Annotated in this window: 25 protein-coding genes; 19 read left to right on the top strand and 6 right to left on the bottom strand. The window is 75.9% G+C overall.

The genetic code is table 11. The features are described 5' to 3' along the window. Positions 1-4: 4 nt before the first annotated feature. On the bottom strand, positions 5-970 hold the full coding sequence (locus RM780_RS03260; RefSeq protein ID WP_311628893.1) for a serine hydrolase: 966 nt from the start codon (positions 968-970) through the stop codon (positions 5-7). A 140-nt stretch (positions 971-1,110) separates the two neighbouring features. On the opposite strand from RM780_RS03260, the gene RM780_RS03265 reads away from it, so the two are divergent. Next, positions 1,111-1,839: an SseB family protein gene (locus RM780_RS03265; protein WP_311628894.1), complete on the top strand. Its 729-nt coding sequence runs from the start codon at positions 1,111-1,113 to the stop codon at positions 1,837-1,839. Between the two features lie 135 nt (positions 1,840-1,974). After that, positions 1,975-2,727 (top strand): aquaporin, encoded by a 753-nt coding sequence (locus RM780_RS03270; RefSeq protein WP_311628895.1) that lies wholly within the window; start codon positions 1,975-1,977, stop codon positions 2,725-2,727. Here RM780_RS03270 and RM780_RS03275 read toward each other — a convergent pair. Next, complete coding sequence (locus tag RM780_RS03275) at positions 2,705-3,070, bottom strand: DUF1844 domain-containing protein (RefSeq protein WP_311628896.1); 366 nt, start codon at positions 3,068-3,070, stop codon at positions 2,705-2,707. The two genes, RM780_RS03270 and RM780_RS03275, sit on opposite strands and share 23 nt — an antisense overlap. Positions 3,071-3,365: 295 nt before the next feature. On the opposite strand from RM780_RS03275, the gene infC reads away from it, so the two are divergent. The 7 genes from infC to pheT all read left to right on the top strand — a co-directional run bounded on the left by infC (position 3,366) and on the right by pheT (position 10,671). Next, positions 3,366-3,998, top strand: a complete 633-nt coding sequence (infC, locus tag RM780_RS03280) for a translation initiation factor IF-3 (RefSeq protein WP_311628945.1) — start codon at positions 3,366-3,368, stop codon at positions 3,996-3,998. Between the two features lie 55 nt (positions 3,999-4,053). Beyond that, positions 4,054-4,248: a 50S ribosomal protein L35 gene (gene rpmI, locus RM780_RS03285; protein ID WP_311628897.1), complete on the top strand. Its 195-nt coding sequence runs from the start codon at positions 4,054-4,056 to the stop codon at positions 4,246-4,248. Positions 4,249-4,375: 127 nt separating this feature from the next. Beyond that, positions 4,376-4,762, top strand: a complete 387-nt coding sequence (gene rplT / locus RM780_RS03290) for a 50S ribosomal protein L20 (RefSeq protein ID WP_311628898.1) — start codon at positions 4,376-4,378, stop codon at positions 4,760-4,762. Between the two features lie 151 nt (positions 4,763-4,913). Continuing rightward, on the top strand, positions 4,914-5,744 hold the full coding sequence (locus RM780_RS03295; protein ID WP_311628899.1) for a TrmH family RNA methyltransferase: 831 nt from the start codon (positions 4,914-4,916) through the stop codon (positions 5,742-5,744). Between the two features lie 34 nt (positions 5,745-5,778). Continuing rightward, positions 5,779-6,858: a sensor histidine kinase gene (locus RM780_RS03300; protein WP_311628900.1), complete on the top strand. Its 1,080-nt coding sequence runs from the start codon at positions 5,779-5,781 to the stop codon at positions 6,856-6,858. A 136-nt stretch (positions 6,859-6,994) separates the two neighbouring features. Continuing rightward, entirely contained in the window at positions 6,995-8,149 is a 1,155-nt protein-coding gene (gene pheS / locus RM780_RS03305; RefSeq protein ID WP_311628901.1) for a phenylalanine--tRNA ligase subunit alpha, read from the top strand. Next, complete coding sequence (pheT, locus tag RM780_RS03310; protein ID WP_311628902.1) at positions 8,149-10,671, top strand: phenylalanine--tRNA ligase subunit beta; 2,523 nt, start codon at positions 8,149-8,151, stop codon at positions 10,669-10,671. The genes pheS and pheT overlap by 1 nt, the downstream gene beginning before the upstream one ends. 607 nt (positions 10,672-11,278) lie before the next feature. Here the strand turns inward: pheT and ligD are convergent. Further along, entirely contained in the window at positions 11,279-12,160 is an 882-nt protein-coding gene (ligD, locus tag RM780_RS03315) for a non-homologous end-joining DNA ligase (protein WP_311628903.1), read from the bottom strand. A 30-nt stretch (positions 12,161-12,190) separates the two neighbouring features. Here ligD and ku point away from each other — a divergent pair, with 30 nt between their 5' ends. Continuing rightward, complete coding sequence (gene ku / locus RM780_RS03320; RefSeq protein WP_311628946.1) at positions 12,191-13,228, top strand: non-homologous end joining protein Ku; 1,038 nt, start codon at positions 12,191-12,193, stop codon at positions 13,226-13,228. A gap of 115 nt (positions 13,229-13,343) precedes the next feature. Here ku and RM780_RS03325 read toward each other — a convergent pair whose 3' ends face one another. Next, entirely contained in the window at positions 13,344-14,216 is an 873-nt protein-coding gene (locus RM780_RS03325; RefSeq protein WP_311628904.1) for a 3-hydroxybutyryl-CoA dehydrogenase, read from the bottom strand. A 238-nt stretch (positions 14,217-14,454) separates the two neighbouring features. Between RM780_RS03325 and RM780_RS03330 the strand changes: the two genes are divergently transcribed. After that, on the top strand, positions 14,455-15,687 hold the full coding sequence (locus tag RM780_RS03330) for a glycoside hydrolase family 10 protein (protein WP_449657193.1): 1,233 nt from the start codon (positions 14,455-14,457) through the stop codon (positions 15,685-15,687). On the opposite strand, the gene RM780_RS03335 is transcribed toward RM780_RS03330, so the two are convergent. Then, positions 15,681-16,676: a DMT family transporter gene (locus RM780_RS03335; RefSeq protein WP_311628906.1), complete on the bottom strand. Its 996-nt coding sequence runs from the start codon at positions 16,674-16,676 to the stop codon at positions 15,681-15,683. The two genes, RM780_RS03330 and RM780_RS03335, sit on opposite strands and share 7 nt — an antisense overlap. Here RM780_RS03335 and RM780_RS03340 point away from each other — a divergent pair. The 3 genes from RM780_RS03340 (at position 16,675) to RM780_RS03350 (ending at position 19,255) form a co-directional block, all read left to right on the top strand. Beyond that, entirely contained in the window at positions 16,675-18,129 is a 1,455-nt protein-coding gene (locus RM780_RS03340; RefSeq protein WP_311628907.1) for an aminotransferase-like domain-containing protein, read from the top strand. The two genes, RM780_RS03335 and RM780_RS03340, sit on opposite strands and share 2 nt — an antisense overlap. Before the next feature lie 91 nt (positions 18,130-18,220). Then, the gene (locus tag RM780_RS03345) at positions 18,221-18,781 is read left to right on the top strand and encodes a histidine phosphatase family protein (RefSeq protein WP_311628909.1); all 561 of its coding nucleotides are present in this window, start codon (positions 18,221-18,223) and stop codon (positions 18,779-18,781) included. Positions 18,782-18,853: 72 nt separating this feature from the next. Next, on the top strand, positions 18,854-19,255 hold the full coding sequence (locus tag RM780_RS03350; protein WP_311628910.1) for a thiol-disulfide oxidoreductase DCC family protein: 402 nt from the start codon (positions 18,854-18,856) through the stop codon (positions 19,253-19,255). Between the two features lie 31 nt (positions 19,256-19,286). Here the strand turns inward: RM780_RS03350 and RM780_RS03355 are convergent, their stop codons facing one another. After that, on the bottom strand, positions 19,287-19,742 hold the full coding sequence (locus RM780_RS03355) for a GNAT family N-acetyltransferase (RefSeq protein ID WP_311628911.1): 456 nt from the start codon (positions 19,740-19,742) through the stop codon (positions 19,287-19,289). 78 nt (positions 19,743-19,820) lie between these two features. On the opposite strand from RM780_RS03355, the gene RM780_RS03360 reads away from it, so the two are divergent. The 5 genes from RM780_RS03360 to RM780_RS03380 all read left to right on the top strand — a co-directional run bounded on the left by RM780_RS03360 (position 19,821) and on the right by RM780_RS03380 (position 24,832). Next, positions 19,821-20,327 carry a GNAT family N-acetyltransferase gene (locus RM780_RS03360; protein WP_311628912.1) on the top strand — a complete coding sequence of 169 codons (507 nt, stop codon included), beginning with the start codon at positions 19,821-19,823 and terminating at the stop codon, positions 20,325-20,327. Positions 20,328-20,411: 84 nt separating this feature from the next. Next, positions 20,412-21,440, top strand: a complete 1,029-nt coding sequence (gene argC, locus RM780_RS03365) for an N-acetyl-gamma-glutamyl-phosphate reductase (protein WP_311628913.1) — start codon at positions 20,412-20,414, stop codon at positions 21,438-21,440. Positions 21,441-21,453: 13 nt separating this feature from the next. Next, complete coding sequence (gene argJ, locus RM780_RS03370; protein WP_311628914.1) at positions 21,454-22,626, top strand: bifunctional glutamate N-acetyltransferase/amino-acid acetyltransferase ArgJ; 1,173 nt, start codon at positions 21,454-21,456, stop codon at positions 22,624-22,626. Continuing rightward, positions 22,623-23,564: an acetylglutamate kinase gene (argB, locus tag RM780_RS03375; RefSeq protein ID WP_311628915.1), complete on the top strand. Its 942-nt coding sequence runs from the start codon at positions 22,623-22,625 to the stop codon at positions 23,562-23,564. Before argJ ends, argB begins: the two co-directional genes overlap by 4 nt. A gap of 107 nt (positions 23,565-23,671) precedes the next feature. Next, entirely contained in the window at positions 23,672-24,832 is a 1,161-nt protein-coding gene (locus RM780_RS03380; protein WP_311628947.1) for an acetylornithine transaminase, read from the top strand. Positions 24,833-24,840: the final 8 nt, after the last annotated feature.

Below are 24,840 nucleotides of genomic sequence, written 5' to 3' on the forward strand. Positions count from 1 at the left end.
CGCGCTACTGCCCCGGCAGGGCCGCCGCCGGCGGGCCCTGAAGGGCGGCGACGGCGGCGCGGGCGGCCGTTTCCACCAGGTCGATGCCCGCGGCCTGCGTGGCGTTCCCGTCGGAGACGACCGCGAGGAGGTACTCCCGGCCGTCCGCGGTGACGCGGCCGATGCTGTTGATGTCCCACAGGCCGGTCCTGCTGCGTGGCAGCCAGCCGTTCTTCAGCTCCACCTCGCCCCCCTGGCCCCCCTCGGCCGCGGCGGAGACGCCCCAGCGCTGCCCCGGCACGACGGTGTCCATCAGGCCGCGGACGAAGGCGCGCGCGTCCGGTCCGAGCGGCGAGTCCTCCTCGTACACCGCGCGCAGCAGGGCTATCTGGTCCTGGCTGGTGGTCTGCGTCAGCCCCCAGTGCGTGCGGGGACCGCCCGTGGTGCCGGTCAGGCCCAGGCGCCGGTTCGCCTCGTCCAGGCCCGGCGCCCGGCCTATCGCCCGCCACAGCACGTCGGCCGCCGCGTTGTCGCTGCTGCGGATCATCTCGGCCGCCAGGGAGCGCTCCCGCGCGCTCAGCTCCCGGCCCTCGTCCTGGGCGAGCAGCAGCAGCGCCGCCAGGATGTCCACCTTCACGATGCTCGCCGTGTCGAAGCGCTCCTGGAGGCCGAAACCCGCGCCGGCGCCGCTCGCCAGGTCCAGCACCGACACCGACAGGCGCGCCTCCGTGCCCTCCGTCAGCCCGCCCACTGCCTCGGCCAGCGCCGCGTCCCGGTTCCCGCCGGGGAGGGCCGCCTCCGCGGGCTCCTCCGGGACGTCCGGGCCCGGGACCGGGCCGCCGTCCGCCACCCGCGAGGGCCCGGCCGCGTCCACCACCCCCGCGTCGGCCGGCGTGCTGCCCATCGAGTCACCCGCCGCGAACGCCAGCAGCGCGGTCGCGAGAGCGGCGTTCAGGGCCAGGGCGGGGCGCGCCCGCCGCGACAGACTCATGCACGCACGCTAATCCGGCACACCCGGCCGCGTCATCGCCCCCGGGTGAAGAACGCGTAACACCCGCCCGTGAATGGCGCGTTCCGTACGTGCCGCGCCCCCGCGGCCGTTTCCGGAGGCGGCGCGGCTACCCTCGACGGGTGGCGCTGAAGAACATCCCCACTCCCGCGTTCGCCGAGGACGACGGAAGGGCCGACCCCGCGCTGGAGCGGGCGCTGGCCGACTGGTCCCGCGACCCGGCCGCCGAGCCCCGGCTGATCGCCGCCCTGACCGGCGCCCGCCTGCTGGTCCCCGTCGTCGCCGTCCTCGGCGAGGCCGAGACGGGCCCCGACGGGCTGCGCCGCGAGAAGAGCAGCGAGATGGCCGTGCTCACCCTCGCCCTGCCGGACGGGCGCCGGGCGCTGCCCGTGTTCACCTCCACCGCGACGCTGGCCCGCTGGCGGCCCGACGCCCGGCCCGTCGCGGTCACCGCGCGGCAGGCCCTGTCCGCCGCCGTCCAGGAGAACGCCGGGGCCCTCGTGGTCGACCTGGCCGGGCCCGTCCCCTACGAGGCCGCCGGGGCGGCCCTGCGCGCCCTGGCCACGGGCAACGACCCCGCCGCGGTCCCGGCCGTCGCCGAGGCGGTGGACGCGGTGCTGCGGGGGGAGCCGGCCGTGGCCACCGCCCGCCTGGTCCCGGGGGGCTCCGCGGCCGATGGCACCCTGGCCGTTTCCCTGGACCCCGGGGCGCCCGCCGCCGAGGTCGCCGGGCGCCTGGCCCGCGCGCTGGCCGCCGACCCGACCCTGCGCACCCACCTGGTCCGAGGCCTCCAGCTGGCCGTGCTGCCCCCGGGCACGCCCCCGCCCGGCGGGCCGACGTACCGCCGCTGACGCCCGCGGGCCCCGACCCCGCTCGGCCCCCTCCCACCCGGATGCCCCGGCGGGCGTGCGGGGCGCGGGGGCCGGGCCGAGACTGCCGGAAGGACCGCCGCACACCGGCACTCGCTACGGCACTGGAGGGCGCGCATGTCCGTCGAGACCCAACCCCAGCCACTGGCGGCCGAGTTCATCGGCACGCTGGCCCTGGTCTTCTTCGCGGTCGGAACGGCCGTGGTGGCCGGCGAGTACGTCGGCTCGCTCGGCATCGCCCTGGCCTTCGGCTTCACCGTCCTGGGCCTGGCCTACGCCCTGGGCGGCATCTCCGGCGCACACGTCAACCCGGCCGTCACCCTCGGGATGCTGCTGTCCGGGCGGATGGCGCTGCGCGCCGCCGCCCTGTACTGGGCGGCGCAGTTCGCCGGGGCCATCGTCGGGGCCGCGCTGCTCTTCCTGGTGGCGCACCAGGTGCCCGGCCTGGAGACGAGCGGCGCCTTCGGCACCAACGGCTACGGCGACCGTTCCGCCGTGGGCCTCTCGGGCGGCGGGGCGTTCGTCGTCGAGAGCCTGCTGACGTTCCTGCTGGTCTTCGTCTTCCTCTCGGTCACCCACGACCTCGCCGTGCGGGGCTTCGACGGGCTGCCCATCGGTCTGACCCTGGCCGCCGTGCACCTCATCGGCGTCCCGCTGACCGGCACCTCGGTCAACCCCGCCCGCAGCCTGGCCCCCGCCCTCTTCGCGGGCGGGGACGCTCTGGCGCAGCTGTGGCTGTTCATCCTGGCCCCCGTCGTGGGCGCGGCCCTGGCCGTGCTGGCGCACCGGGTCGTTCACCCGCAGCCCGACGCCTGGCTCGCCGGGGGCCGGACCAGCCCCGGCGGCGCTACCCCACCACCGGGCCGGTGAACTTCTCGCCCGGCCCCTGCCCCGGGGAGTCCGGCACCGCGGAGGCCTCGCGGAAGGCCAGCTGCAGGGACTTCAGCCCGTCCCGCAGCGGCGCGGCGTGGTAGGAGCCCACCTCGGGGGCGCTGGCCGTCACCAAGCCCGCCAGGGCGGTGATCAGCTTCCTGGCCTCGTCCAGGTCCTGGTGGCGCTCCCCGTCATCGGCGAGCCCCAGGTTCACCGCGGCGGAACTCATCAGGTGCACCGCGACCGTGGTGATCAGCTCCACCGCGGGAACCTCCGCGATGTCCCGGGTCATGGCCCCGATCTCCCGGCCGCTGTCGGGGCCGCTGCTGGCGTCGCTCATGGGCCACACCCTACGCATCCGGCCGCGCCCCGGCGCCGGGCGGATGCGCGGTGCGCCTCCTTGCGGCGTGCGGTACGATGGCAGGTGACCGGCCGGACATCCGTATGTCCCGGCCCCGCAAGTGGAGGCTCCGCGCTCCCACCTGACCGGCTCCCGGCTGGCAGGTCACTGGTCAGGCTGCGCCCCGCGAAGAGCCGCGGTGGTGCTCCCGGTCTGTGGAGCCCCGCCTGCGAGCCGTCCCGGGGCGTTTTTTGATCGCCGCGGCGCGGCGGTCCACAGGAACTATCCAGCGCGGCTGTCCGCCAGGCAACCGCGCGGCGCAAACCGAGGAGGCCCCATCAGCGCCGAGCCCCGCATCAACGACCGGATCCGAGTCCCCGAGGTGCGACTCGTCGGTCCCAGCGGCGAGCAGGTCGGCATCGTGCCGCTTGCGAAGGCCCTGGAGCTTGCCCAGGAGTACGACCTGGACCTGGTCGAGGTGGCGGCGACCGCCCGCCCGCCGGTGTGCAAGCTCATGGACTACGGAAAGTTCAAGTACGAGTCGGCCATGAAGGCCCGTGAGGCGCGCAAGAACCAGGCGCACACGGTCATCAAGGAGATGAAGCTCCGGCCGAAGATCGACCCGCACGACTACGACACCAAGAAGGGTCACGTCGTCCGGTTCCTCAAGCAGGGGGACAAGGTCAAGATCACGATCATGTTCCGCGGCCGTGAGCAGTCCCGCCCCGAGCTGGGCTTCCGGCTGCTCCAGCGGCTCGCCGAGGACGTCCAGGACCTGGGCTTCGTGGAGTCCAACCCCAAGCAGGACGGCCGGAACATGATCATGGTGCTCGGTCCGCACAAGAAGAAGACCGAGGCCATGGCCGAGGCCAGGGAGGCACAGGCCGCCCGGAAGGCCGAGCGCCAGCAGGGGAAGACGACGGCCTGACCCGGGCCGCGTTTCCCGGCACAGGACAGAAGAGGACGAGGAGAGTAACGGCGCCATGCCGAAGAACAAGTCGCACAGCGGTACCGGGAAGCGCTTCAAGGTCACCGGTTCCGGCAAGGTGATGCGCCAGCGCGCAGGTCGCCGTCACTACCTGGAGCACAAGCCGTCGACGCTGACCCGTCGGCTCGCCGGCACCACGGAGACCGCTCCGGCCGATGCCAAGAGGATCAAGAAGCTCCTCTCCAGCTGATCCCGGCCGGCGGCCGTCCGCTCGTCCCCGCGGGGGCGCGGCGGCGGCGCAGGCCGGACATCGACCGGGACCGATCCGTTTCCGGGCCGCGTGACCACACCGCGGCCCCCCTACAAGGAGTACTCACGTGGCACGCGTCAAGCGGGCAGTCAACGCCCACAAGAAGCGCCGGGCGATCCTGGAGCAGGCCAGCGGCTACCGCGGGCAGCGCTCCCGCCTGTACCGCAAGGCGAAGGAGCAGGTCACCCACTCCCTCGTCTACAACTACAACGACCGCAAGAAGCGCAAGGGCGACTTCCGCCAGCTGTGGATCCAGCGGATCAACGCCGCTGCCCGCGCCAACGGCGTCACCTACAACCGCTTCATCCAGGGTCTGAAGGCCGCCGAGATCGAGATCGACCGCAAGATGCTCGCCGAGCTCGCGGTCAACGACCCGGGTGCCTTCGCGGTGCTGGTGGAGACGGCCCAGAAGGCCCTGCCCAGCGACGTCAACGCCCCGAAGGCCGCCGCCTGAGCGGCGCCACGCCGCACCCAGCGCGCCCGGACCCGCAGGCTCCCGCCTGCGGGTCCGGCGCGTTGCGGCCCCGCGCGGCCCGCGCCGCGCCGCGCCCCGACCGAAGAGAACCCGCCGCCCGAAGCGAGCCCCCCGAAGCGAGCCGCCGCCCATGGCCCCTGCCGCCCAGCTCACCTCCCCCCGCTCCGCGCGCGTGCTCGCCGCGCGCCGCCTCGCGCGCCGCGCCGCCCGCGGCAGGGAGCGCCGGTTCCTGGCCGAGGGCCCCCAGGCCGTGCGCGAGGCCGTCGCCCACCGCGCCGGCGGCGAGGCCACCCTGGCCGAACTGTTCGCCACCCTCGAGGCCGCCGAGCGGCACGGCGAGCTGCTGGAGGCCGCGCGGGCGGCCGGCGCCCGCGTCCACCTGGCCGCCCCGGACGTTCTCGACGAGCTCTCGGACACCGTCACCCCCCAGGGCCTGGTAGGCGTCTGCCGCTTCCTGGACCGGCCCCTGGCCGAGATCACCGCCGCCCGCCCCCGCCTGGTCGCCGTCCTCGCCCACGTCCGCGACCCCGGCAACGCGGGCACCGTCCTGCGCTGCGCCGACGCCGCGGGTGCCGACGCCGTCATCCTCACCGACGCCTCGGTCGACCTCTACAACCCCAAGGCCGTGCGCGCCTCCGCCGGAAGCCTCTTCCACCTGCCCGTCGCCGTGGGCGTTCCCGTCGCCGAGGCCGCCGCGGCCCTGGGCGCGGCCGGGGTGCGGCTGCTGGCGGCGGACGGCGCGGGGGAGCGGGACCTGGACGCCGAGCTGGACGCGGGGGCCATGAGCGGCCCCACCGCCTGGGTCTTCGGCAACGAGGCGTGGGGCCTGCCCGCCGAGACCCGCGCGCTGGCCGACGCCGTCGTCAGAGTCCCCATCCACGGCCGCGCCGAGAGCCTCAACCTCGCGACCGCGGCGGCCGTTTGCCTCTACGCCTCGGCCCGTGCGCAGCGCGCGTCCTAGTAGGCTGACCGCACTGGGAGAGGGGCGAGAGGGGATGGACACCGCATCCGGTGCCGGGCAGCTCGATCTGCGGCCCGACGATCTTCCCGACGGTCTGGTGATCGCCAACCGGCTCGGCCTGGTGACCTGCTTCAACGCCGAGGCCGCCCGGGTCACCGGCCGCCGGCCCGCCGAGGCGCTCGGACGGCCCATCGAGCGCGCCCTGCCGCTGGAGGACCCCGACGGCCGCCAGTGGTGGCGCGTCACCAACCCCTACCGCGGCCTGGCCACCCGCTCCGGCCAGCCCGAGCGCAATCTCCTGCTCCCCGGCGGCCAGGAGGTGCTGGTCGCCGCCCGCTACGTCCGCTCCCGCCCCGGCGGCCCCGTGCACCGCCTGGTCGTCACCCTGCGCGGCACCGACGCCCGCCGCCGCACCGAGCGCAGCAACGCCGAGCTGATCGCCACCGTCGCGCACGAGCTGCGTTCCCCCCTCACCTCGGTCAAGGGCTTCACGGCCACGATGCTCGACAAGTGGGACCGGTTCACCGACGAGCAGAAGCGGCTGATGCTCCAGACCGTCGACGGCGACGCCGACCGCGTCACCCGGCTGATCACCGAGCTGCTGGACATCTCCCGCATCGACTCCGGCCGCCTGGAGCTGCGCCGCCAGCCCGTCCGGCTGGACGAGGCCGTCCGCCGCCACGTCAAGACGATGATCAACGGCGGCCACCGCGCCGACCGCTTCGACCTGCGCGTCGACGGGCCCCTGCCCGGCCTGTGGGCCGACCCGGACAAGATCGACCAGGTCCTGGGCAACCTCCTGGAAAACGCAGTGCGCCACGGCGCCGGAACCGTCACCATCGAGATGCAGCGCGTACCGCCCAGCAGAACCCGGCAGGAGGGCATGGCCGTCACGGTGAGCGACGAGGGACCCGGCATCCCAGAGGAGGCGATGCACCGGGTCTTCACGCGCTTCTGGCGCGGCAGCGAGCGCGGCGGCACGGGCCTGGGCCTGTACATCGTCAAGGGCATCGTCGAGGCGCACGGCGGCACCGTCACCGTCGGCCGCTCCACGGGCGGCGGCGCCCGCTTCCGATTTATTCTGCCCGCGGGCACCCCGGCGTTCCTGTCCTGAGCCGGACACGGCCGTCGCCCGCGGGCTGACACCGCGTATCCAAGCCATCCGCGCCCCCCTTTAGACTCGGTCTCCGCGCACCCCGGAGGACCGGGGCGCGCAGCGGGGCGCAAGCCACACGGAAGCACGGGAAGAGATGTCGGCACCCAACAAGTCGTACGACCCGGTCGAGGTCGAGGCACTGAAACCCGAAGAGATCGACCGGGTGCGGGGAGAGGCCCTGGAGGCCATCGCCGCCGCCACGAGTCTCGACGCCCTGCGCGAGGTCAAGGCGGCCCACGCCGGCGACCGCTCGCCGCTGGCCCTGGCCAACCGCGAGATCGGCTCCCTGCCGCCGCACGCCAAGGCCGAGGCCGGCAAGCGCGTCGGCCAGGCCCGCGGTGCGGTCAACAAGGCGCTCGCCGCCCGCCAGGGGGAGCTGGAGGCCGAGCGCGACGAGCGCGTCCTGGTCGAGGAGGCCGTGGACGTCACCCTGCCCCACGACCGCACCCCGCCCGGCGCCCGCCACCCGCTGACCACCCTCTCGGAGCGGATCGAGGACATCTTCGTGGCCATGGGCTACGAGGTCGCCGAGGGCCCCGAGGTGGAGGCCGACTGGGTCAACTTCGACGCCCTCAACCTCGGCCCCGACCACCCCGCGCGCTCCACCCACGACACCTTCTTCGTCGAGAGCCTCGCCCGGGCCGCCGGCGCGGCCGGGTCCCGGCCCGAGGAGGACGGGGCCGGCCTGGTCCTGCGCACCCACACCTCGCCCGTGCAGATCCGCTCCATGCTCGACCGCGAGCCCCCGCTCTACGTGATCTGTCCCGGCCGCGTCTACCGCACCGACGAGCTGGACGCCACCCACACCCCCGTCTTCTCCCAGGTGGAGCTGCTGGCCGTGGACGAGGGCCTGACCATGGCCGACCTCAAGGGCACCCTGGATCACCTGGTCCAGTCCCTGTTCGGCGGCGAGGGCATGCGCACCCGGCTGCGCCCGGACTACTTCCCCTTCACCGAGCCCTCCGCCGAGATGGACATGGTGTGCTTCCGCTGCCGCGGCGCCTCCGTGGGCAACCCCGACCGGCCCTGCCGGACCTGCTCCAGCGAGGGCTGGATCGAGCTGGGCGGCTGCGGCATGGTCAACCCCCGCGTGCTGACCGCCTGCGGCATCGACCCCGAGCGCTACAGCGGCTTCGCCTTCGGCTTCGGCATCGAGCGGATGCTGATGTTCCGGCACAGCGTCGAGGACATGAGAGACATGATCGAAGGTGACGTCCGGTTCACCCGGCCGTTCGGGATGGAGATCTGATGCGCGTCCCGCTCTCCTGGCTGCGGGAGTACGTCGACCTGCCCGCGGGGATCACCGGCCGCGAGGTCGCAGCCCGCCTGATCGCGGCCGGTCTGGAGGTCGAGACCGTCGAACGGCTGGGCGAGGGCCTGCGCGGCCCGCTGGTCGTCGGCAAGGTCCTGGCCATCGAGGAGCTGACCGGCTTCAAGAAGCCCATCCGCTACTGCCAGGTGGACGTCGGCACCGCCAACGGCAGCGGCGAGCCCCAGAACATCGTCTGCGGCGCCACCAACTTCGCCGTGGGCGACCGCGTCGTCGTCATCCTTCCCGGCGGCGAGCTGCCCGGCGGCTTCGCCATCGGCGCCCGTACCACCTACGGCAAGCTCTCCGAGGGCATGATCTGCTCCGCCCGCGAGCTGGGCATGGGTGAGGACCACGCCGGGATCGTGGTGCTGCCGCCGGGGCACGAGCCCGGCAGCGACGCGATCGAGCTGCTGGAGCTGAACGACGAGGTCCTGGACATCGCGGTCAACCCCGACCGCGGCTACTGCCTCTCGCTGCGAGGCGTGGCCCGCGAGACCGCCACCGCCTTCGGCCTGCAGCTGCGTGACCCGGCGCTGCTGGACGTTCCGCGGGCCAACGACAGCGGCTATCCCGTGCGCGTGACCGCCGCCGCCTGCCGCCGCTTCGTCGCGCGCACCGTCACGGGCGTGCGCCCCGACGCGCCCACCCCGGTGTGGATCCAGCGCCGGCTCCAGAAGGCCGGCATGCGCTCCCTCTCGCTGGCCGTGGACATCACCAACTACGTGATGCTGGAGATCGGCCAGCCGCTGCACGCCTACGACCGCGCCCGCCTGCGCGGCCCGCTGGGCGTCCGCCGCGCCGAGGCCGGCGAGAAGCTGACCACCCTGGACGGCGTGCACCGCGCGCTCGACCCCGAGGACCTGGTCATCACCGACGACCGCGGCCCCATCGGCCTGGCCGGAGTGATGGGCGGCGCCGAGACCGAGATCAGCGGCCCCACCGCCGCCGGGACCGGCCTGCTCGACGAGGCCACCACGGACGTCGTCATCGAGGCCGCGCACTTCGACCCGGTCACCGTGGCCCGCGCGGCCCGCCGCCACCGCCTGCCCAGCGAGGCGGCGCGCCGCTTCGAGCGCGGCACCGACCCGCAGGCCGCCCCGGCCGCCGCCCAGCGCGCCGTGGACCTGCTGGTGCTCCTCGGCGGCGGCGCCGCCGAGCCCGGGGTCACCGACGTGCTGGCCGACGGCGCGCCCGGGACGATCGTCATCCCGGCCGATCACCCCGACCGGGTCGCGGGCGTCACCTACGGCCGCGAGGCCGTCGTGCGCCGCCTCCAGGAGGTCGGCTGCGACGTCGCGGGCACCGACGAGCTGACGGTGACCGTGCCGAGCTGGCGGCCCGACCTGACCGACCCCAACGACCTCGCCGAGGAGGTCATCCGCCTGGAGGGGTACGAGGAGCTGCCCGCCACGCTGCCCCGCCCGCCGGCCGGCCGCGGCCTGACCGCCCGGCAGCGGCTGCACCGCCGCGTCGGCCGCGCCCTGGCCGGGGCCGGGTACGTCGAGGCCCTCAACTACCCGTTCCTGGGAACGGCCGTGCTCGACGCGTTCGGCCTGCCCGCGGACGACCCCAGGCGCCGCACCGTGCGGCTGGTCAACCCGCTCTCCGACGAGGCCCCGGCGCTGCGCACCACGCTGCTGCCGGGCCTGCTGGAGGCGCTGCGCCGCAACCACGGCCGGGGCAGCCAGGACCTGGCGCTCTTCGAGACCGGCCTGGTCTTCAGGCCCACCGGCGAGGAGACCCCGCCCGTCCGCTTCCCGATCACCGAGCGGCCCTCGGACGAGGACCTGGCCCGCCTGGACGCCTCGCTCCCGCAGCAGCCGCGCCGGGTCGCCGCCGTCCTCGCGGGCGGTCGCGAGCAGGCCGGCTGGTGGGGGCCGGGCCGCCCGGCCGACTGGGCGGACGCGGTGGAGACCGCCCGCCTGGTCGCCCGCGAGGCCGGCGTCGAGCTGACGGTCGAGAACGACCGGCACGCGCCCTGGCACCCCGGCCGCTGCGCGGCCCTGTACGCGGTGGTGGACGGCGAGAAGACCCTCGTCGGCCACGCGGGCGAGCTGCATCCGCGGGTCGTCAAGGCGCTCGGCCTGCCCGAGCGGACCTGCGCCGTCGAGGCCGACCTCGACCTGCTCCAGCGGGCGGGCACCGGGACGGTCACGGCGCCGCGGATCTCCGCCTTCCCGGTGGCCACGCAGGACGTGGCGCTGGTCGTGGACGCCTCCGTCCCGGCGGCCGAGGTGGAGGCGGCGCTGCGCGAGGGGGCCGGCGAACTGCTGGAGTCCCTGCGGCTGTTCGACGTCTTCACCGGCGAGCAGCTGGAGGAGGGGCGCAAGTCCCTGGCGTACGCGCTGCGCTTCCGCGCCCCGGACCGCACGCTGACCGCCGAGGAGGCCACGGCCGCCCGCGAGGCGGCTGTCGCCGCGGCAGCCACCCGCACGGGAGCCACCCTCCGCGGCGCGTAGCCCTGGCCGGGCGGGCCAGGACCACGAACGGGCCCGGCGGGGTGCTTCCCCGCCGGGCCCGCTTCCGTTCGCGCCGCGCCGCGCGGCTCACCTGTCTCGCGTGCGTCCGCGGCCGTCGGCCGCCCTGCCCGCCGGCAGCGCGGCGCCCCGCCGGGCCCGGTCCTGGCTCCGGCCGGGGATCGCCCGGGGCGGGCGCCGGGCGGGGCGGGTGGACCGCGCGGCGTGTAGTCCTGGCCGGGCGGACCGGGCCGGACTTGAGGCGGTCCCCGGCGGGGGGCGTCCCCGCCGGGTTCCGCCTCCGGTCGCCCCCGGGGCGCGCGGCTCGCCGCCTCGCGCGCACCCTCGTGCATGGCCGCAGCGGCGTCGTCCGGCCGGCGGCCCCACGCCCGCAGCGCGGCGCGCGGCGCATCCGTTCGGCCGTTCGCCCGGTTCCGCCTCGGGGGGCGCGCGGCCGGCGCGGCCCCGCCCGCGTGTGGTCGCGCCCACACCCGGTCCCGGGCTCGGCCCGCGGTCGTCGGCCGCCCGGCCCATGACCGGCCGGCGGCGGAGTGCCGGTCCGCCGGGCCCCGGCCCGGGCTCCGGCGCGGCGGGCCCGCCGGCCCGCGGCTCAGCGGGGCAGGGAGCGCGCGCGGCGGCGGTCCGTCAGGGGGCGGAGGAGGTCGCCGTGGGTCCGAAGGCGGGCGGGGAGGTCGGGGAGGCGGATGTCGAGCTGGGAGGGGTCGGTGCAGTCCTCGACCTCCTCCCAGGTCAGCGGCGCCGAGACGGCCGGCACGGGCGCGGCGCGCAGCGTGTAGGGCGCGGCCGTGGTCTTGCGGGCGGCGTTCTGGCTGTGGTCGATGAAGACCTTGCCCGGCCGCAGGCGCCTGGCCATCTCCGCGATGGCCAGGCCCGGCAGGGCCGCCGCGGCCTCCTCGGCCAGCGCCCTGGCGTACGCCGAGGTGTCGGCCGCGGGCGCGGGCCGCACCGCGCACAGCAGGTGCAGCCCCTTGCCGCCCGAGGTCTTCGGGTAGGCCGTCAGCCCGTCCGCCGCCAGGCGGTCGCGCAGCCAGCGGGCCACCGCGCAGCACTCCACGACCGTCGCGGGCGCCCCCGGGTCCAGGTCGAAGACCAGCCGGTCCGCAACGCCCGGGCTCCCGGCCCGCCACTGCGGGGTGTGCAGCTCCACGACGAGGTTGGCGACCCACATCAGGGCGGGCAGGTCGTTGACCACCACCTGCCGCAGCGCGCCCCCGCCGGAGCGCGGCACGTCGCAGACCGTCACCCAGTCGGGCGCGCCAGGGGGGACGTTCTTCGTGAAGAAACGCTCGCCCCCGGGCCCGTCCGGGTAGCGCAGCAGGCTCAGGGGCCGATCGCGGAGGTGGGGCAGGAGGACGTCGCCGTGCGCGGCGTAGTGGTGCAGCACCTCGCCCTTGGTCGTGCCGTCCGGGTAGATGACCTTCTCCAGGTTCGAGAGCGGCAGCGACCGCCCCTCCACGGTGACGACAGGCATACCCTGAGACTGGCACGAAAGGGGCAGATGATGCGAACCATCTGGAAGGGCTCCATATCGTTCGGCCTGGTCACCATTCCCGTCAAGGTCGTCGGCGCCACCGAGAGCCACGCCGTGTCCTTCCGGCAGATCCACACCGCCGACGAGGGCAAGATCCGCTACCGCAAGGTGTGCGAGCTGGACGGCGAGGAGGTCTCCGGGAGCGAGATCGGCCGGGCGTTCGAGACCTCCGACGGCTCGCTGGTGCAGCTCACCGACGAGGACCTGGCCGCGCTGCCGCTGCCCACCGCCAGGACCGTGGAGATCCTCGGCTTCGTGCCCGTGAGCACCATCGACCCCTACCAGCTCGACCGCTCCTACTACCTGACCGCCGACGCCGGGGCCGCCAAGCCGTACGTGCTGCTGCGGGAGGCGCTGCGCCGGGCCGGCCGCGGCGCCATCGCCAAGCTCGCGATGCGCGGCCGGGAGACCCTCGCGCTGGTCCGCGCCCTGGACGGCGAGGACGTGCTGGGCATGCACACCCTGCTGTGGCCCGACGAGATCCGCCCGGCCGCCGGGCTGGCCCCGGCGGAGCAGGTGACCGTCAGGGACGCCGAGCTGGACCTGGCCGACGCCCTGATGAACACCCTCGGACCCGTGGACATGGGCGGGCTGCACGACGAGTACCGGGAGGCCGTCGAGGCCCTGGTCAACGCCAAGCTCGCCGGCACCGAGCCGCGCGAGCTGACCGCCGAGGCCCCGGCCGGCGGCCGGGTGGTCGACCTGATGGCGGCCCTGGAGGACAGCGTGCGCAGCGTCCGGGCGGCGCGCGGCGAGGACGCCGAGCGCGTGGCGGCCACGGTCACGCCGATCAAGAAGAAGCCCCCGGCGAAGAAGGCGGCGGCCAAGAAGACCGCCGCGAAGAAGACGGCCGCGGCCAAGCGGACGACCACCGGCAAGCGCGCCGCCGAGAGCGGGGGAGCGGCCCGGGGCGGGACCGCCGGAAGCGGCCGGGCCGCCGGGCGGAAGAAGGCCGCGGGGGAGACCCCGCCGCGCAAGCGGAGCGGGGGCGGGAAACGCGCCTCCTGAGGCGCCGGGGGGCGCGGGCCGGGCGGCGCGCCCCGGGGCGCGTGCCTCACCTCGAAGCGCGCGCCCGCCCGGCCCCGACTCCTGCCCGGCCCCGCCCGTCAGCCGGCCGCGCGGATCAGCGGGCCCGTTCGTAGGAGTAGAACCCGATGCCCGACTTCCGGCCCAGGTGCCCGGCCGCGACCATCCGCAGCAGCAGCGGCGGGGAGGCGTACAGCGGCTCCTTCATCTCGGCATACATCGACTCCGCGATGGAGGCCACGGTGTCCAGCCCGATGAGGTCGGCCAGCTTCAGCGGCCCCAGCGGGTGCGCGCAGCCCAGCTCCATCCCGCTGTCGATGTCCTCCCGGCTCGCGGAGCCGGACTCGAACATCCGGATCGCGGCGAGCAGATAGGGCACCAGCAGGGCGTTCACCACGAAGCCGGAGCGGTCCTGGGACTTGATGGCGTGCTTGCCCAGCACCTGGGAGACCAGGGACTCGGCCCGCTTGACCGTCTCCTCGGTCGTGGTCAGCGCCGGGATCAGCTCCACCAGGCGCTGGACCTGCGCCGGGTTGAAGAAGTGGATGCCCAGCACCTGGCCGGGCCGGGAGGTGGACACCGCCAGGTTCACCAGCGGAATGGCCGAGGTGTTCGAGGCCAGGATCGCGTCCGGGCGGGTCACCACCTGGTCCAGGACCTGGAAGATCTCCGTCTTGACCTGCTCGCTCTCCACCACGGCCTCGACGACCAGATCCCGGTCGGCGAACTCGCCCAGGTCGGTGGTGAAGGTGATCCGCTCCAGGGCCGCGTCCCGCGCCTCCGCGGTGATCTTGCCGCGCTCCGCCGCGCGGCCCAGGGAGGTGGCGAGCCGGGTGCGGCCCAGCTCCAGCGCCTCCCCCGTGGTCTCCGCGACCCGCACGTCGAGTCCCGCCCGCGCGCAGACCTCGGCGATGCCGGACCCCATCTGGCCGCAGCCCACCACGCCCACGCGTTCAATGTCGCTCGTCACACCGTGCCCCTTCGCTGATCTCCCTCACAGGACCGACCGTACCCCCGCCGTGCGGGCGAACGGCGGGCCGGGGGTGGCGCCCGCCCGGCCGGGGCCTGTGAAGCGCGGGCGGGGATGGTGTTGACTGCGGCGGTGTGCGCATGACGACGTTTGCGGCGGGTAACACTCGGTCGGCCCCGTCACGCTGTGCGGGGCCCGCATGACGCAGGGCGAGGGCAGGGGGCGGGAGATGCCGCGGATCAGCCGGCGGGGCCTGGGAGGCGCCGCGTTCGGAACGCTCGCGGGGCTGCTGTCGCTCACCCAGGCGTCCGCGCCGGGAGCCTCGGCCCGCCCGCGCCTGAGCGAGGACGCCGCGCCGGGGCTGCCGGCCGGCGGCCTGCGCGGCATGTGGATCGCGACGGTGGCCAACATCGACTGGCCCGACGAGCCGGGCCTGGGCGCCGAGGAGGCGCAGGCCGGGCTGGCGGCCCTCCTGGACACGGCCGTCGAGCACCGGCTCAACAGCGTCTTCCTCCAAGTGCGGCCCACGGCCGACGCCCTGTGGCCCTCGCCGTACGAGCCCTGGTCGGCCTGGCTGACGGGCGTCCCCGGGCGGGACCCGGGCTGGGACCCGCTGGACTTCGCCGTCCGCGAGGCGCACGCGCGCGGGCTGGCGCTGCACGCCTGGTTCAACCCCTACCGCGTCGCCATGCACGACGACCCCGGGCAACTGGCCCCGAACCACCCGGCCCTGGAGCACCCCGACTGGGTCGTCCCCTACGGCGGGCGGCTGTACTACAACCCGGGCATCCCCGAGGTGCGGGTCTTCGTCCAGGACGCGATGGCGCACGCGGTGGAGCACTACGCCGTGGACGGCGTCCACTGGGACGACTACTTCTACCCCTACCCCGTGGCGGGCGAGGAGTTCGACGACGACGACGCCTTCGCCGCGTACGGCGGGGACTTCGCGGACCGGGCCGACTGGCGGCGGCACAACATCGACCTGCTGGTGCGGGAGATGCGCGAGCGCGTTCGGGCCACGCGGGCGGACATCCCCTTCGGCGTCAGCCCCTTCGCGGTCTGGCGCAACGCGAGCACCGACCCCGAGGGCTCCGACACCCGCGGCGGCGTGCAGACCTACGACGACCTGTACGCCGACACGCGCGGCTGGGTCCGCCAGGGCTGGATCGACTACATCGCCCCGCAGGTGTACTGGCACATCGGGGACCCGGCCGCCGACTACGCCACGCTCGTGGAGTGGTGGTCGGGCGTGGCCGCGGGCACCGGGGTCGCCCTCCACATCGGCGAGGCGCTGTACAAGGCGGGCGACCCGGCCTCCCCCGAGGCGTGGCAGGACCCGGCCGAGCTCTCCCGTCACCTCACCCTGTGCGCGGACCACCCGGAGGTCGGGGGGAACATCTTCTACTCCGCCACGCACGTGGTGACCGACCGCATCGGCGCGATGAGCCGCGTCGTGGCGGACCACTACTGAGCCCTTGGCGCCGGGGCCATCGGGACGGCGGGCGCGTCCGGCGCGGGCGGGGGCGCCGGCAGGGGGTCCCTCGGCGAACGGGCGCGAGGCGCGCGCTGGGTGGCCGCGATGCACAGCAGGACGGCCGCCGCGGTGGGGAGCGCGGCGGGCGGGAGGCGTTCGCCGAGCAGCAGGACCGACCAGGCCACGGTCAGCAGCGGCTGGGCGAGCTGGAGCTGGCCGCCCCGGGCGACCCCGGCCAGGGCCAGCCCGCGGTACCACAGGACCATCCCCAGCAGGCTGGAGCCCACGGCCAGCCACAGCAGCCCCGCCGCCGCCCGGCCCGTGGGCCGCGCCGGCTCCGCCGCCAGAGCCGCAGCCAGCGCGGGCAGCGCGAACGGCAGACTGGCGGCCAGCGCCCAGAACATCACCTCCCGCCCGGGCAGTTCGCGGGCCAGCCGCCCGCCCTCCCCGTAGCCCGCCGCGCACAGCAGCAGGGCAACGCCCAGCAGCAGGTCCGCGCGGGAGGGCAGCCCGCCGCCGTCCACCGCCGCGAAGAGGGCCACCGCCGCACCGCCGGTCCCGGCCGCCGCCCAGAAGGCGGGGGAGAGGCGCGCGCCCGAGCGCAGCGCCGCGTACCCGGCCGTCGTCAGCGGCAGCAGGCCCACCACGACCGCCGAGTGGGCGGTGCCCGAGGTCCGCAGCGCGAGCGTGGTCAGCAGCGGGAAGCCCAGCACGCAGCCGGCCGCGACCGTCGCCAGGCCGGGCCAGTGCCGGCGTTCCGGCGGCGGGGTGCGGGCCAGGGCCAGCCAGCAGACGGCGATCAGGCCCGCGAGCGCCGTGCGGCCCGCCGTCACCGTCCAGGGGCCCATGCCCTCCAGAGCCCAGGCGGTGGCCGGGAAGGTGAGCGAGAAGGCGGTGACGCCGAGGGCGGCCAGCAGCGTGCCGCTGCCGCGGCCGGAGGGGACCGCTATCGGCGCGAGGGCGATAGCGCTATCGTTGTCTCTCATGAACAACGGTAGCAGTGCGGGGGATCTCGCGTCCTGCCTGCGTGAGGAGCTGGAGCGCTACTCGACAGGGGAGAAGCTGCCCTCCAGCCGCGAGCTGGTCCGCCGCTTCCGGGTCAGCCCCGTCACCGTCTCCCGCGCGCTGGCCGCCCTCGCCGCCGAGGGCCTGATCGTCACCCGCCCCGGCGCGGGCGCCTTCCGCGCCGGGCCGCGCCCCGCCCCCGGCAGCCGCGGCGACCTGGGCTGGCAGGAGGTCTCCCTCTCCGCCGAGCCCACCCCCGAGCACGCCCCGCGCACCGTGGACGCCACCGGCGTGCTCGCCACCCTGGCCGAGCCGCCGCCGGGCGTCATCGAGCTGAGCGGCGGGTACCTCGCCCCGCCGCTGCGCCCCGAGCGCGCGCTGGCCGCGGCCCTCGCTCGCGCCGGGCGGCGGCCCGGCGTCTGGGGCCGGCCGCCGATGGAGGGCATCGGGGACCTTCGGGCCTGGTTCGCCCGCGGGATCGACGGCGGCGCCGGGACGGTCGCCGCCTCCGACGTGCTGATCACCGCGGGCGGGCAGAGCGCCCTGAGCACCGCGCTGCGGGCCCTCGCCCCGCCCGGCGGCGCGGTGCTCGTCGAATCGCCCGCCTACCCCGGGATGCTGGCCACGGCCCGCGCCGCCGGGCTGCGGCCGGTGCCGGTCCCGGTGGACGCGGACGGCGTGCGCCCCGGCCTGCTCGAACGCGCCTTCGCCGCCAGCGGGGCGCGGGTCTTCGTCTGCCAGCCGCTGTTCCAGAACCCCACGGGCGGGGCCTACGCGCCCGCGCGCCGCGCCGAGGTCCTGGCCGCCGCGCGGGCCGCGGGCGCGTTCGTGCTGGAGGACGACTTCGCGCGCCGCCTCGCCCACGAGGACGCCGGGCCGCTGCCGCCCACCCTCGCGGCGGAGGACCGCGACGGCGCGGTGGTGCACGTCTGCTCCCTCACCAAGATCGCCTCGCCCAGCCTGCGCGTCGGCGCCCTCGCGGCGCGCGGCCCGGCCGCCGAGCGGCTGCGGGCGATCCAGATCGTGGACAGCTTCTTCGTGCCGCGCCCGCTCCAGGAGACCGCCCTGGAGTTCGTGAACTCCCCGGCCTGGGGCCGCCACCTGCGCGCGGTGGCCCGCGAGCTGCGGGTGCGGCGCGAGGCCCTGGCGACCGCGCTCGCCGCCCGCCTGCCCGCCCTGTCCCTGCCGCACCTCCCGCGCGGCGGATACCACCTGTGGGCCGGCCTGCCGCCCGGCACCGACGAGACGGCCCTGGCAGCGGCGGCCCTGCGCGCCGGCGTGGCCGTGGCCCCCGGCCGCCCCTACTTCCCGGCCGAGCGCCCCGCCCCGCACCTGCGCCTCAGCTTCGCCCCCGCCGTCAGCGTCACCGACCTCGCCGAGGGCGTCGACCGCCTGGCCCGCGCCTGCGCGGAAACGGGGCTCCCGACCGCCTGAGGGCCCCCTTCGCGGAAGAGGCGCGCACGGGCCTTACAGGATTTACGCATCCGTAGTGGTGGTCCGGTTCACCTCGCCCTACCATCGCGCCATGCTCGTCACGCTCATCGCCGCCGCCCGGGGATCTTCCCTGCTGGACGCGCGTTTCGGCGATGACCGGCCGCTGGACGTGGCCGGGTGGCAGGCGCTGGAGCGGGCCGTCCCCGCGCTGCTCCCGCTCGCCGCCGCGGAGCTGCGCTACTGCTCCCCGACGGCCTCCAGCCGGCAGACCGGCGTCGCCCTCGGCCTCGCCCCGCTCTCCCAACTCGCGCTGCGCGACTGCGACATGGGGCGCTGGCAGGGAATGACTCTCCAGGAGGTCACCCTGCGGGAGCCCCAGGCCGTGGAGGCGTGGCTGGCCGACCCCCGGTCCGCGCCGCACGGCGGCGAGCCGCTGCTGGCGTTCGTCTCCCGCGTCGGCGGCTGGCTGGACACCCGGCCGGTGGGGGAGGACGGGCGCGTCGTGGCCGTCACCGAGCCCTCCGTGATCCGGGCGGCGCTGCTGTACGCGCTGCGCGTCCCGCCGCACGCCTACTGGCGCACGGAGGTCCACCCGCTGTCCGTGCTCAGCATCAGCGGCGGCCCCGGGCGCTGGAGCCTGCGCGTCGGCTGAGGCCCGGAGCCCTCGCATCCCCGAGCGCCGCCCTGTCCGGCGGGCTCGCGGGCGGCGCGGGAGACTGGAGGCATGCGGACCCGACCGACGCTCGTCTACGACGGGGACTGCGGCTTCTGCACCACCGTGATGCGCTTCGCCGAGCGGCGCGTGCGGCCCCGGTGCGACGCGGTGCCCTGGCAGTTCGCCGACCTCGACGCGCTCGGCACCACGCCCGAGCGCGCCCAGCACGAGGTGCTGTGGATCACCCCGGACGGGACGGTGCGCGGGGGCGCGGACGCCGTCGCGCGAGCGTTGCTGAGCGCCCCGCGCGGGTGGGCCGTGCTCGGCGCCCTCCTCGCGCTCCCGCCCGCGCGCTGGCTGGCGCCCCCGCTCTACCGGCTGATCGCCGCCAACCGCCGCCGCCTCCCCGGCGGAACCCCCGCCTGCGCCCTCCCCGCCGGCCGCGTCGGCCCGCCCGGCGACGCGCCGTGAGACCGTGGCCGCCCGCCCGTGCGGCGGGGCCTCAGGCCGTTCCCGCCCCGTGGTGCATGATCACCAGCCCCTCCGCCGGCCCGGCCGGGTCCGGGACGAAGCCCTCGGAGGCGTAGAGGGCCCGCGCCCGGACGTTGTCCGGCTTGACGTCCAGCCACACCCGCGCCGCGCCGTGCACCCGGTACGCCCGCCCCACCGCCGCCCGCAGCAGCGCCCGGCCCCGGCCCGCGCCCCGGAAGCCCGCGCCCAGCACCAGGCGCCGCAGCTCCACGACCCCGCCGCCCTCCACCAGCCCCGCCAGGACCACGAAGCCGGCCGGCCGCCCCTCCTCCGCCTCTGCGATCAGGTGCTCCACGTCCGGGTCGCGCAGGGCGCGCCGGTGCCAGGCCAGGCCCGTCTCGCCCAGCCAGCACGCCGTGTCGGGGCCGCTCTCCCACCCGGCCACCAGCTCCACCTCGTCCGCCCGCGTCGGGCGCATCCTCAGCATGGCGACAGTCTGCAAGCGCGGGGGCGCGTGGGGAAAAGCCGTTGTCGCGCGGGCCCGGCGCGTTGACAGGATGCGCGCATGCGCCCGGACGTGCGGCTCGCGCCGCTGGACCACGACCTGCTCGACGACCTCCTCGCGACGGCCGTCGCGGACGCCGACCCGCTGGAGGTGATGCCGCCCGTGGAGGGCCCGCCCGGGTGGACGTCCCGGCGGCGCGAGGCCTTCCTCGCCTTCCACCGCTCCCGGGGGCTCGCGGCCGAGCCGGTGGAGGCCACCTACGCCGTCCTCGAGGGAACGGCCGTGGCGGGCGCCGCCCGCCTGTGCCCGCTGCCGGACCCGGGCCCCGGACGCCGCGCCGCCGAGGCCGGCCTGTGGCTCGGGCGTTCGCACCGGGGCGTCGGCGTGGGCGGCGCGGTGCTGCCCCTGCTGTGCGAGACCGCGCGCCGGGACGGCTTCACCGCCCTCTACCTGAGCACCACCCCGGACAACGCCCCCGTCCGCCGCCTCCTCGCCCGCCTCGACGCCACCCCCGAGGCCGACGACACCCACGTCACCGCCTGGCTTGACCTGCGCACCGGCCCCTGAGCCGGGGGCGTACCCACCGGGGCCGATTGCATAAAACTGCCATGGTGCGTATAGTCATGCCGGGACGGCGAGTGCGAGGAGGCGATGACGGTGCGCGCTGCGGTGGCCGGGGCGAGCGGTTATGCGGGGGGCGAGATCCTGCGGCTGCTTCTTCAGCACCCGGAGGCGGAGATCGGGGCCCTGTCCGCGAACGCCAGCGCGGGGCAGCGGCTCGGGGAGGCGCAGCCGCACCTGCTGCCGCTGGCCGACCGGGTGCTCGCGCCCACCACGGCCGAGGAGCTGGCCGGGCACGACGTGGTCTTCCTCGCCCTCCCGCACGGCCAGTCGGCCGCCGTCGCCGAGGAGCTGGGCGAGGGCGTGCTGATCGTGGACTGCGGCGCCGACTTCCGGCTCGTGGACCCCGCCGACTGGGAGCGCTTCTACGGAAGCCCGCACGCCGGCACCTGGCCCTACGGCCTCCCCGAGCTGCCCGGGGCCCGCGACGCCCTCAGGGGGTCCACGCGCGTCGCGGTCCCCGGGTGCTACCCCACCGCCGTCTCCCTGGCGCTCTTCCCGGCCTACGCCGCCGGGCAGGCCGAGCCCGAGGCCGTCATCACCGCGGCCTCCGGGACCTCGGGCGCCGGGCGCGGCGCCAAGCAGCGCCTCCTGGGCAGCGAGGTCATGGGCGCGATGAGCCCCTACGGCGTCGGCGGCGGCCACCGGCACACCCCCGAGATGATCCAGAACCTCTCGGCCGTCGCCGGGGAGCGCGTCACCGTCTCGTTCACGCCCACCCTCGCGCCGATGCCCCGCGGCATCCTGGCCACCTGCTCCGCGCGCGCCAGGCCCGGCGTCACCGCGGCCGGGCTGCGCGAGGCGTACGACAAGGCCCTGGCGGGCGAGCCGTTCGCCCGCCTGCTCCCCGAGGGGCAGTGGCCCAGCACCGCGGCGGTCCTCGGGTCCAACGCCGCGCTGATCCAGGTCGCCCTGGACGAGGCGGCCGGCCGGATCATCGCCGTCAGCGCCATCGACAACCTCACCAAGGGCACCGCGGGCGGGGCCGTGCAGAGCATGAACCTCGCCCTCGGCCTGCCCGAGGACCTCGGACTCACCACGATCGGAGTCGCCCCGTGAGCGGAGGCAAGCAGTGAGCGTGACCGCAGCAGCGGGATTCCTCGCCGCCGGCGTGGCCGCCGGCATCAAGGCCGCCCCGGAGCGGGGCGGGGCCCCCGCCCCCGACCTCGCCCTGGTGGTCAACCAGGGCCCGCGCGCCGACGCCGCCGGCGTCTTCACGAGCAACCGCGTCAAGGCCGCCCCCGTCGTCTGGTCCGAGCAGGTGCTGCGCGGCGGCCGGGTCACCGCGGTCGTTCTCAACTCCGGCGGCGCCAACGCCTGCACCGGCCCCCTCGGCTTCCAGGACACCCACGCCACCGCCGAGCGCGCCGCCGGGATCCTCGGGCACAGCGCAGGCGAGGTCGCCGTCGCCTCCACCGGCCTCATCGGCCTGCGCCTGCCCATGGACCGCCTGCTGCCCGGCCTCGACGCCGCCGCCGCCGCGCTCTCCGCCGATGGCGGCGAGGACGCCGCCGTCGCCATCAAGACCACCGACTCCGTGCACAAGACCGCCGCCGTCACCAGCCCCGCCGGCTGGACCGTCGGCGGCATGGCCAAGGGCGCCGGCATGCTCGCCCCCGGCCTGGCCACCATGCTCGTCGTCCTCACCACCGACGCCGACCCCGGCCAGGGCCCGCTGGAGAGCGCCCTGCACGCCGCCACCCGCGTCACCTTCGACCGGATCGACTCCGACGGCTGCATGTCCACCAACGACACGGTGCTGCTGCTGGCCTCCGGCGCCTCCGGCGTCGTGCCCGACCGGGCCGAGTTCGCCGAGGCCGTCCGCCGGGTCTGCGCCGACCTCGCCCTCCAGCTGATCAAGGACGCCGAGGGCGCCTCCAAGGACATCCGCATCGAGGTCACCGGGGCGGCCAGCGAGGACGACGCCCTGGAGGTGGGCCGTTCCATCGCCCGCAACAACCTCCTCAAGTGCGCCATCCACGGCGAGGACCCCAACTGGGGCCGGGTCCTCTCGGCCATCGGCACCACCTCCGCCGCCTTCGAGCCCGACCGCCTCAACGTCGCCATCAACGGCGTGTGGGTCTGCAAGAACGGCGCGGTCGGCGAGGACCGCGACCGCGTGGACATGCGCTTCCGCGAGGTCACCATCACCGCCGACCTCGCCGCCGGCTCCGCCTCCGCCGAGATCTGGACCAACGACCTCACCGCCGACTACGTCCACGAGAACAGCGCCTACTCCTCATGACCTCCCCCACCCGCAAGCACACCGCGCTGCCCAAGGCCCGCACGCTCATCGAGGCCCTGCCCTGGCTGACGCGCCACCACGGCAGGACGGTGGTCGTGAAGTTCGGCGGCAACGCCATGGTGGACGAGGACCTCAAGGCCGCCTTCGCCCAGGACGTCGTCTTCCTGCGCCACGCCGGCCTGCGCCCCGTCGTCGTGCACGGCGGCGGCCCGCAGATCAACGCCCAGCTCGACCGCCTCGGCCTGACCTCCGAGTTCCGCGGCGGGCTGCGCGTCACCACCCCCGAGACCATGGACGTGGTCCGGATGGTGCTCGCCGGGCAGGTCCAGCGCGAGCTGGTCGGCCTGCTGAACCGGCACGGCCCGCTGGCCGTCGGCCTGACCGGCGAGGACGCGCGCCTGATGACCGCCACCAAGCGCTACGCCAAGGTCGACGGCGCGCCGGTGGACCTCGGCCGCGTCGGCGACATCACCGGCATCGACCCCGGCGCCGTCACGGCCCTGCTGGACGACGGGCGCATCCCCGTCATCTCCTCCATCGCCCGCAGCGCCGACGACGACCACGTCTACAACGTCAACGCCGACACGGCCGCCGCCGCCCTGGCCGCCGCGCTCGGCGCGGAGACCCTGATGGTGCTCACCGACGTCGAGGGCCTGTACGCCGACTGGCCCGCCAGCGACGAGGTGATCAGCCGCCTCACCGAGAGCGAGCTGGAGAAGCTGCTGCCCGACCTGGCAAGCGGCATGGTGCCCAAGATGGAGGGCTGCCTGTACGCCGTGCGCAACGGCGTGCGCACCGCGCGCGTCATCGACGGCCGCGTGCCCCACTCCATCCTGCTGGAGATCTTCACGGACGAGGGCATCGGGACCATGGTCGTCCCCGACCCGCCCGCGCCCGCCGCCACCGGACCCGACGGACCCGAGGGAGAGCCGACATGACCGGGAACGGAACCGCCCACGAGACCGGAACCGCGAACGACACCGCGAACGACGCCGGGAACGACGCCGGGAACGCCGCGCTGGCCACGCGCTGGCAGGGCGCGCTGATGGACACCTACGGAACGCCCCGCCTGGCCATCACGCACGGCGAGGGCGCCCGGCTGTGGGACGCCGACGGCCGCGAGTACCTGGACTTCGTCGGCGGCATCGCCGTCACCTCCCTGGGCACCGGCCACCCCGCCGTGGTCCGCGCCGTCTGCGACCAGATCGCGCTGCTGGGCCACGTCTCCAACCTCTTCATCGCCGAGCCCACCGTCGCCCTCGCCGAGCGGCTGCTGTCCCTGGCCGGGCGCCCGGGCCGCGTCTACTTCGGCAACTCGGGCGCCGAGGCCGTCGAGGCGGCCTTCAAGATCGGCCGGCGCACCGGCCGCCCGCACATGGTCGCCGCCGCGGGCGGCTTCCACGGCCGCACGATGGGCGCCCTGGCCCTGACCGGGCAGCCGAAGAAGCACGAGGGCTTCCAGCCCCTGCCCGGCGAGGTCACCCACGTCCCCTACGGTGACGCCGACGCGCTGCGCGCCGCCGTCACCACCGACACGGCCCTGGTGATCCTGGAGCCGGTGCAGGGCGAGAACGGCGTGGTCGTCCCGCCCGAGGGGTACCTGGCCGCCGCCCGGGAGATCACCCGCGCCACCGGCACCCTGCTGGTGCTGGACGAGGTGCAGACCGGCATCGGCCGCACCGGGCACTGGTTCGCCGGGCAGGCCCAGGGCGTGGAGGCGGACGTGGTGACCCTCGCCAAGGGCCTGGGCGGCGGGCTGCCGATCGGCGCGGCCCTGGCGTTCGGCCCGGCCGCCGAGCTGCTGACCCCCGGCACGCACGCCTCCACCTTCGGCGGTAACCCCGTCTCCTGCGCCGCCGCCCTGGCCGTGCTGGAGACCATCGAGTCCGAGGGCCTGCTCCAGCGCGTCAAGGACGCGGGCGAGCGGCTGCGCGACGGGATCTGGAGCCTGGGCCACCCCCTGGTGGACCGGGTCAGGGGCGCCGGGCTGCTGCTGGGTATCGTGCTGACCGAGCCGCTGGCGCCCCGGGTCCAGCAGGCCGCCGAGCGGGCGGGCCTGCTGGTGAACGCCGTGGCCCCCGACGTGATCCGGCTCGCGCCGCCGCTGATCCTCACGGACGGCGAGGTGAACGCCTTCCTCGCGGCGCTCCCCGGCGTCCTGGACGCGGTGGACACCCGCACGGGAGAGGCGGCGGCGCCCCGTTGACCGCACGA

The organism is Streptomyces boetiae (assembly GCF_031845405.1).
Lineage (GTDB): Bacteria > Actinomycetota > Actinomycetes > Streptomycetales > Streptomycetaceae > Streptomyces > Streptomyces boetiae.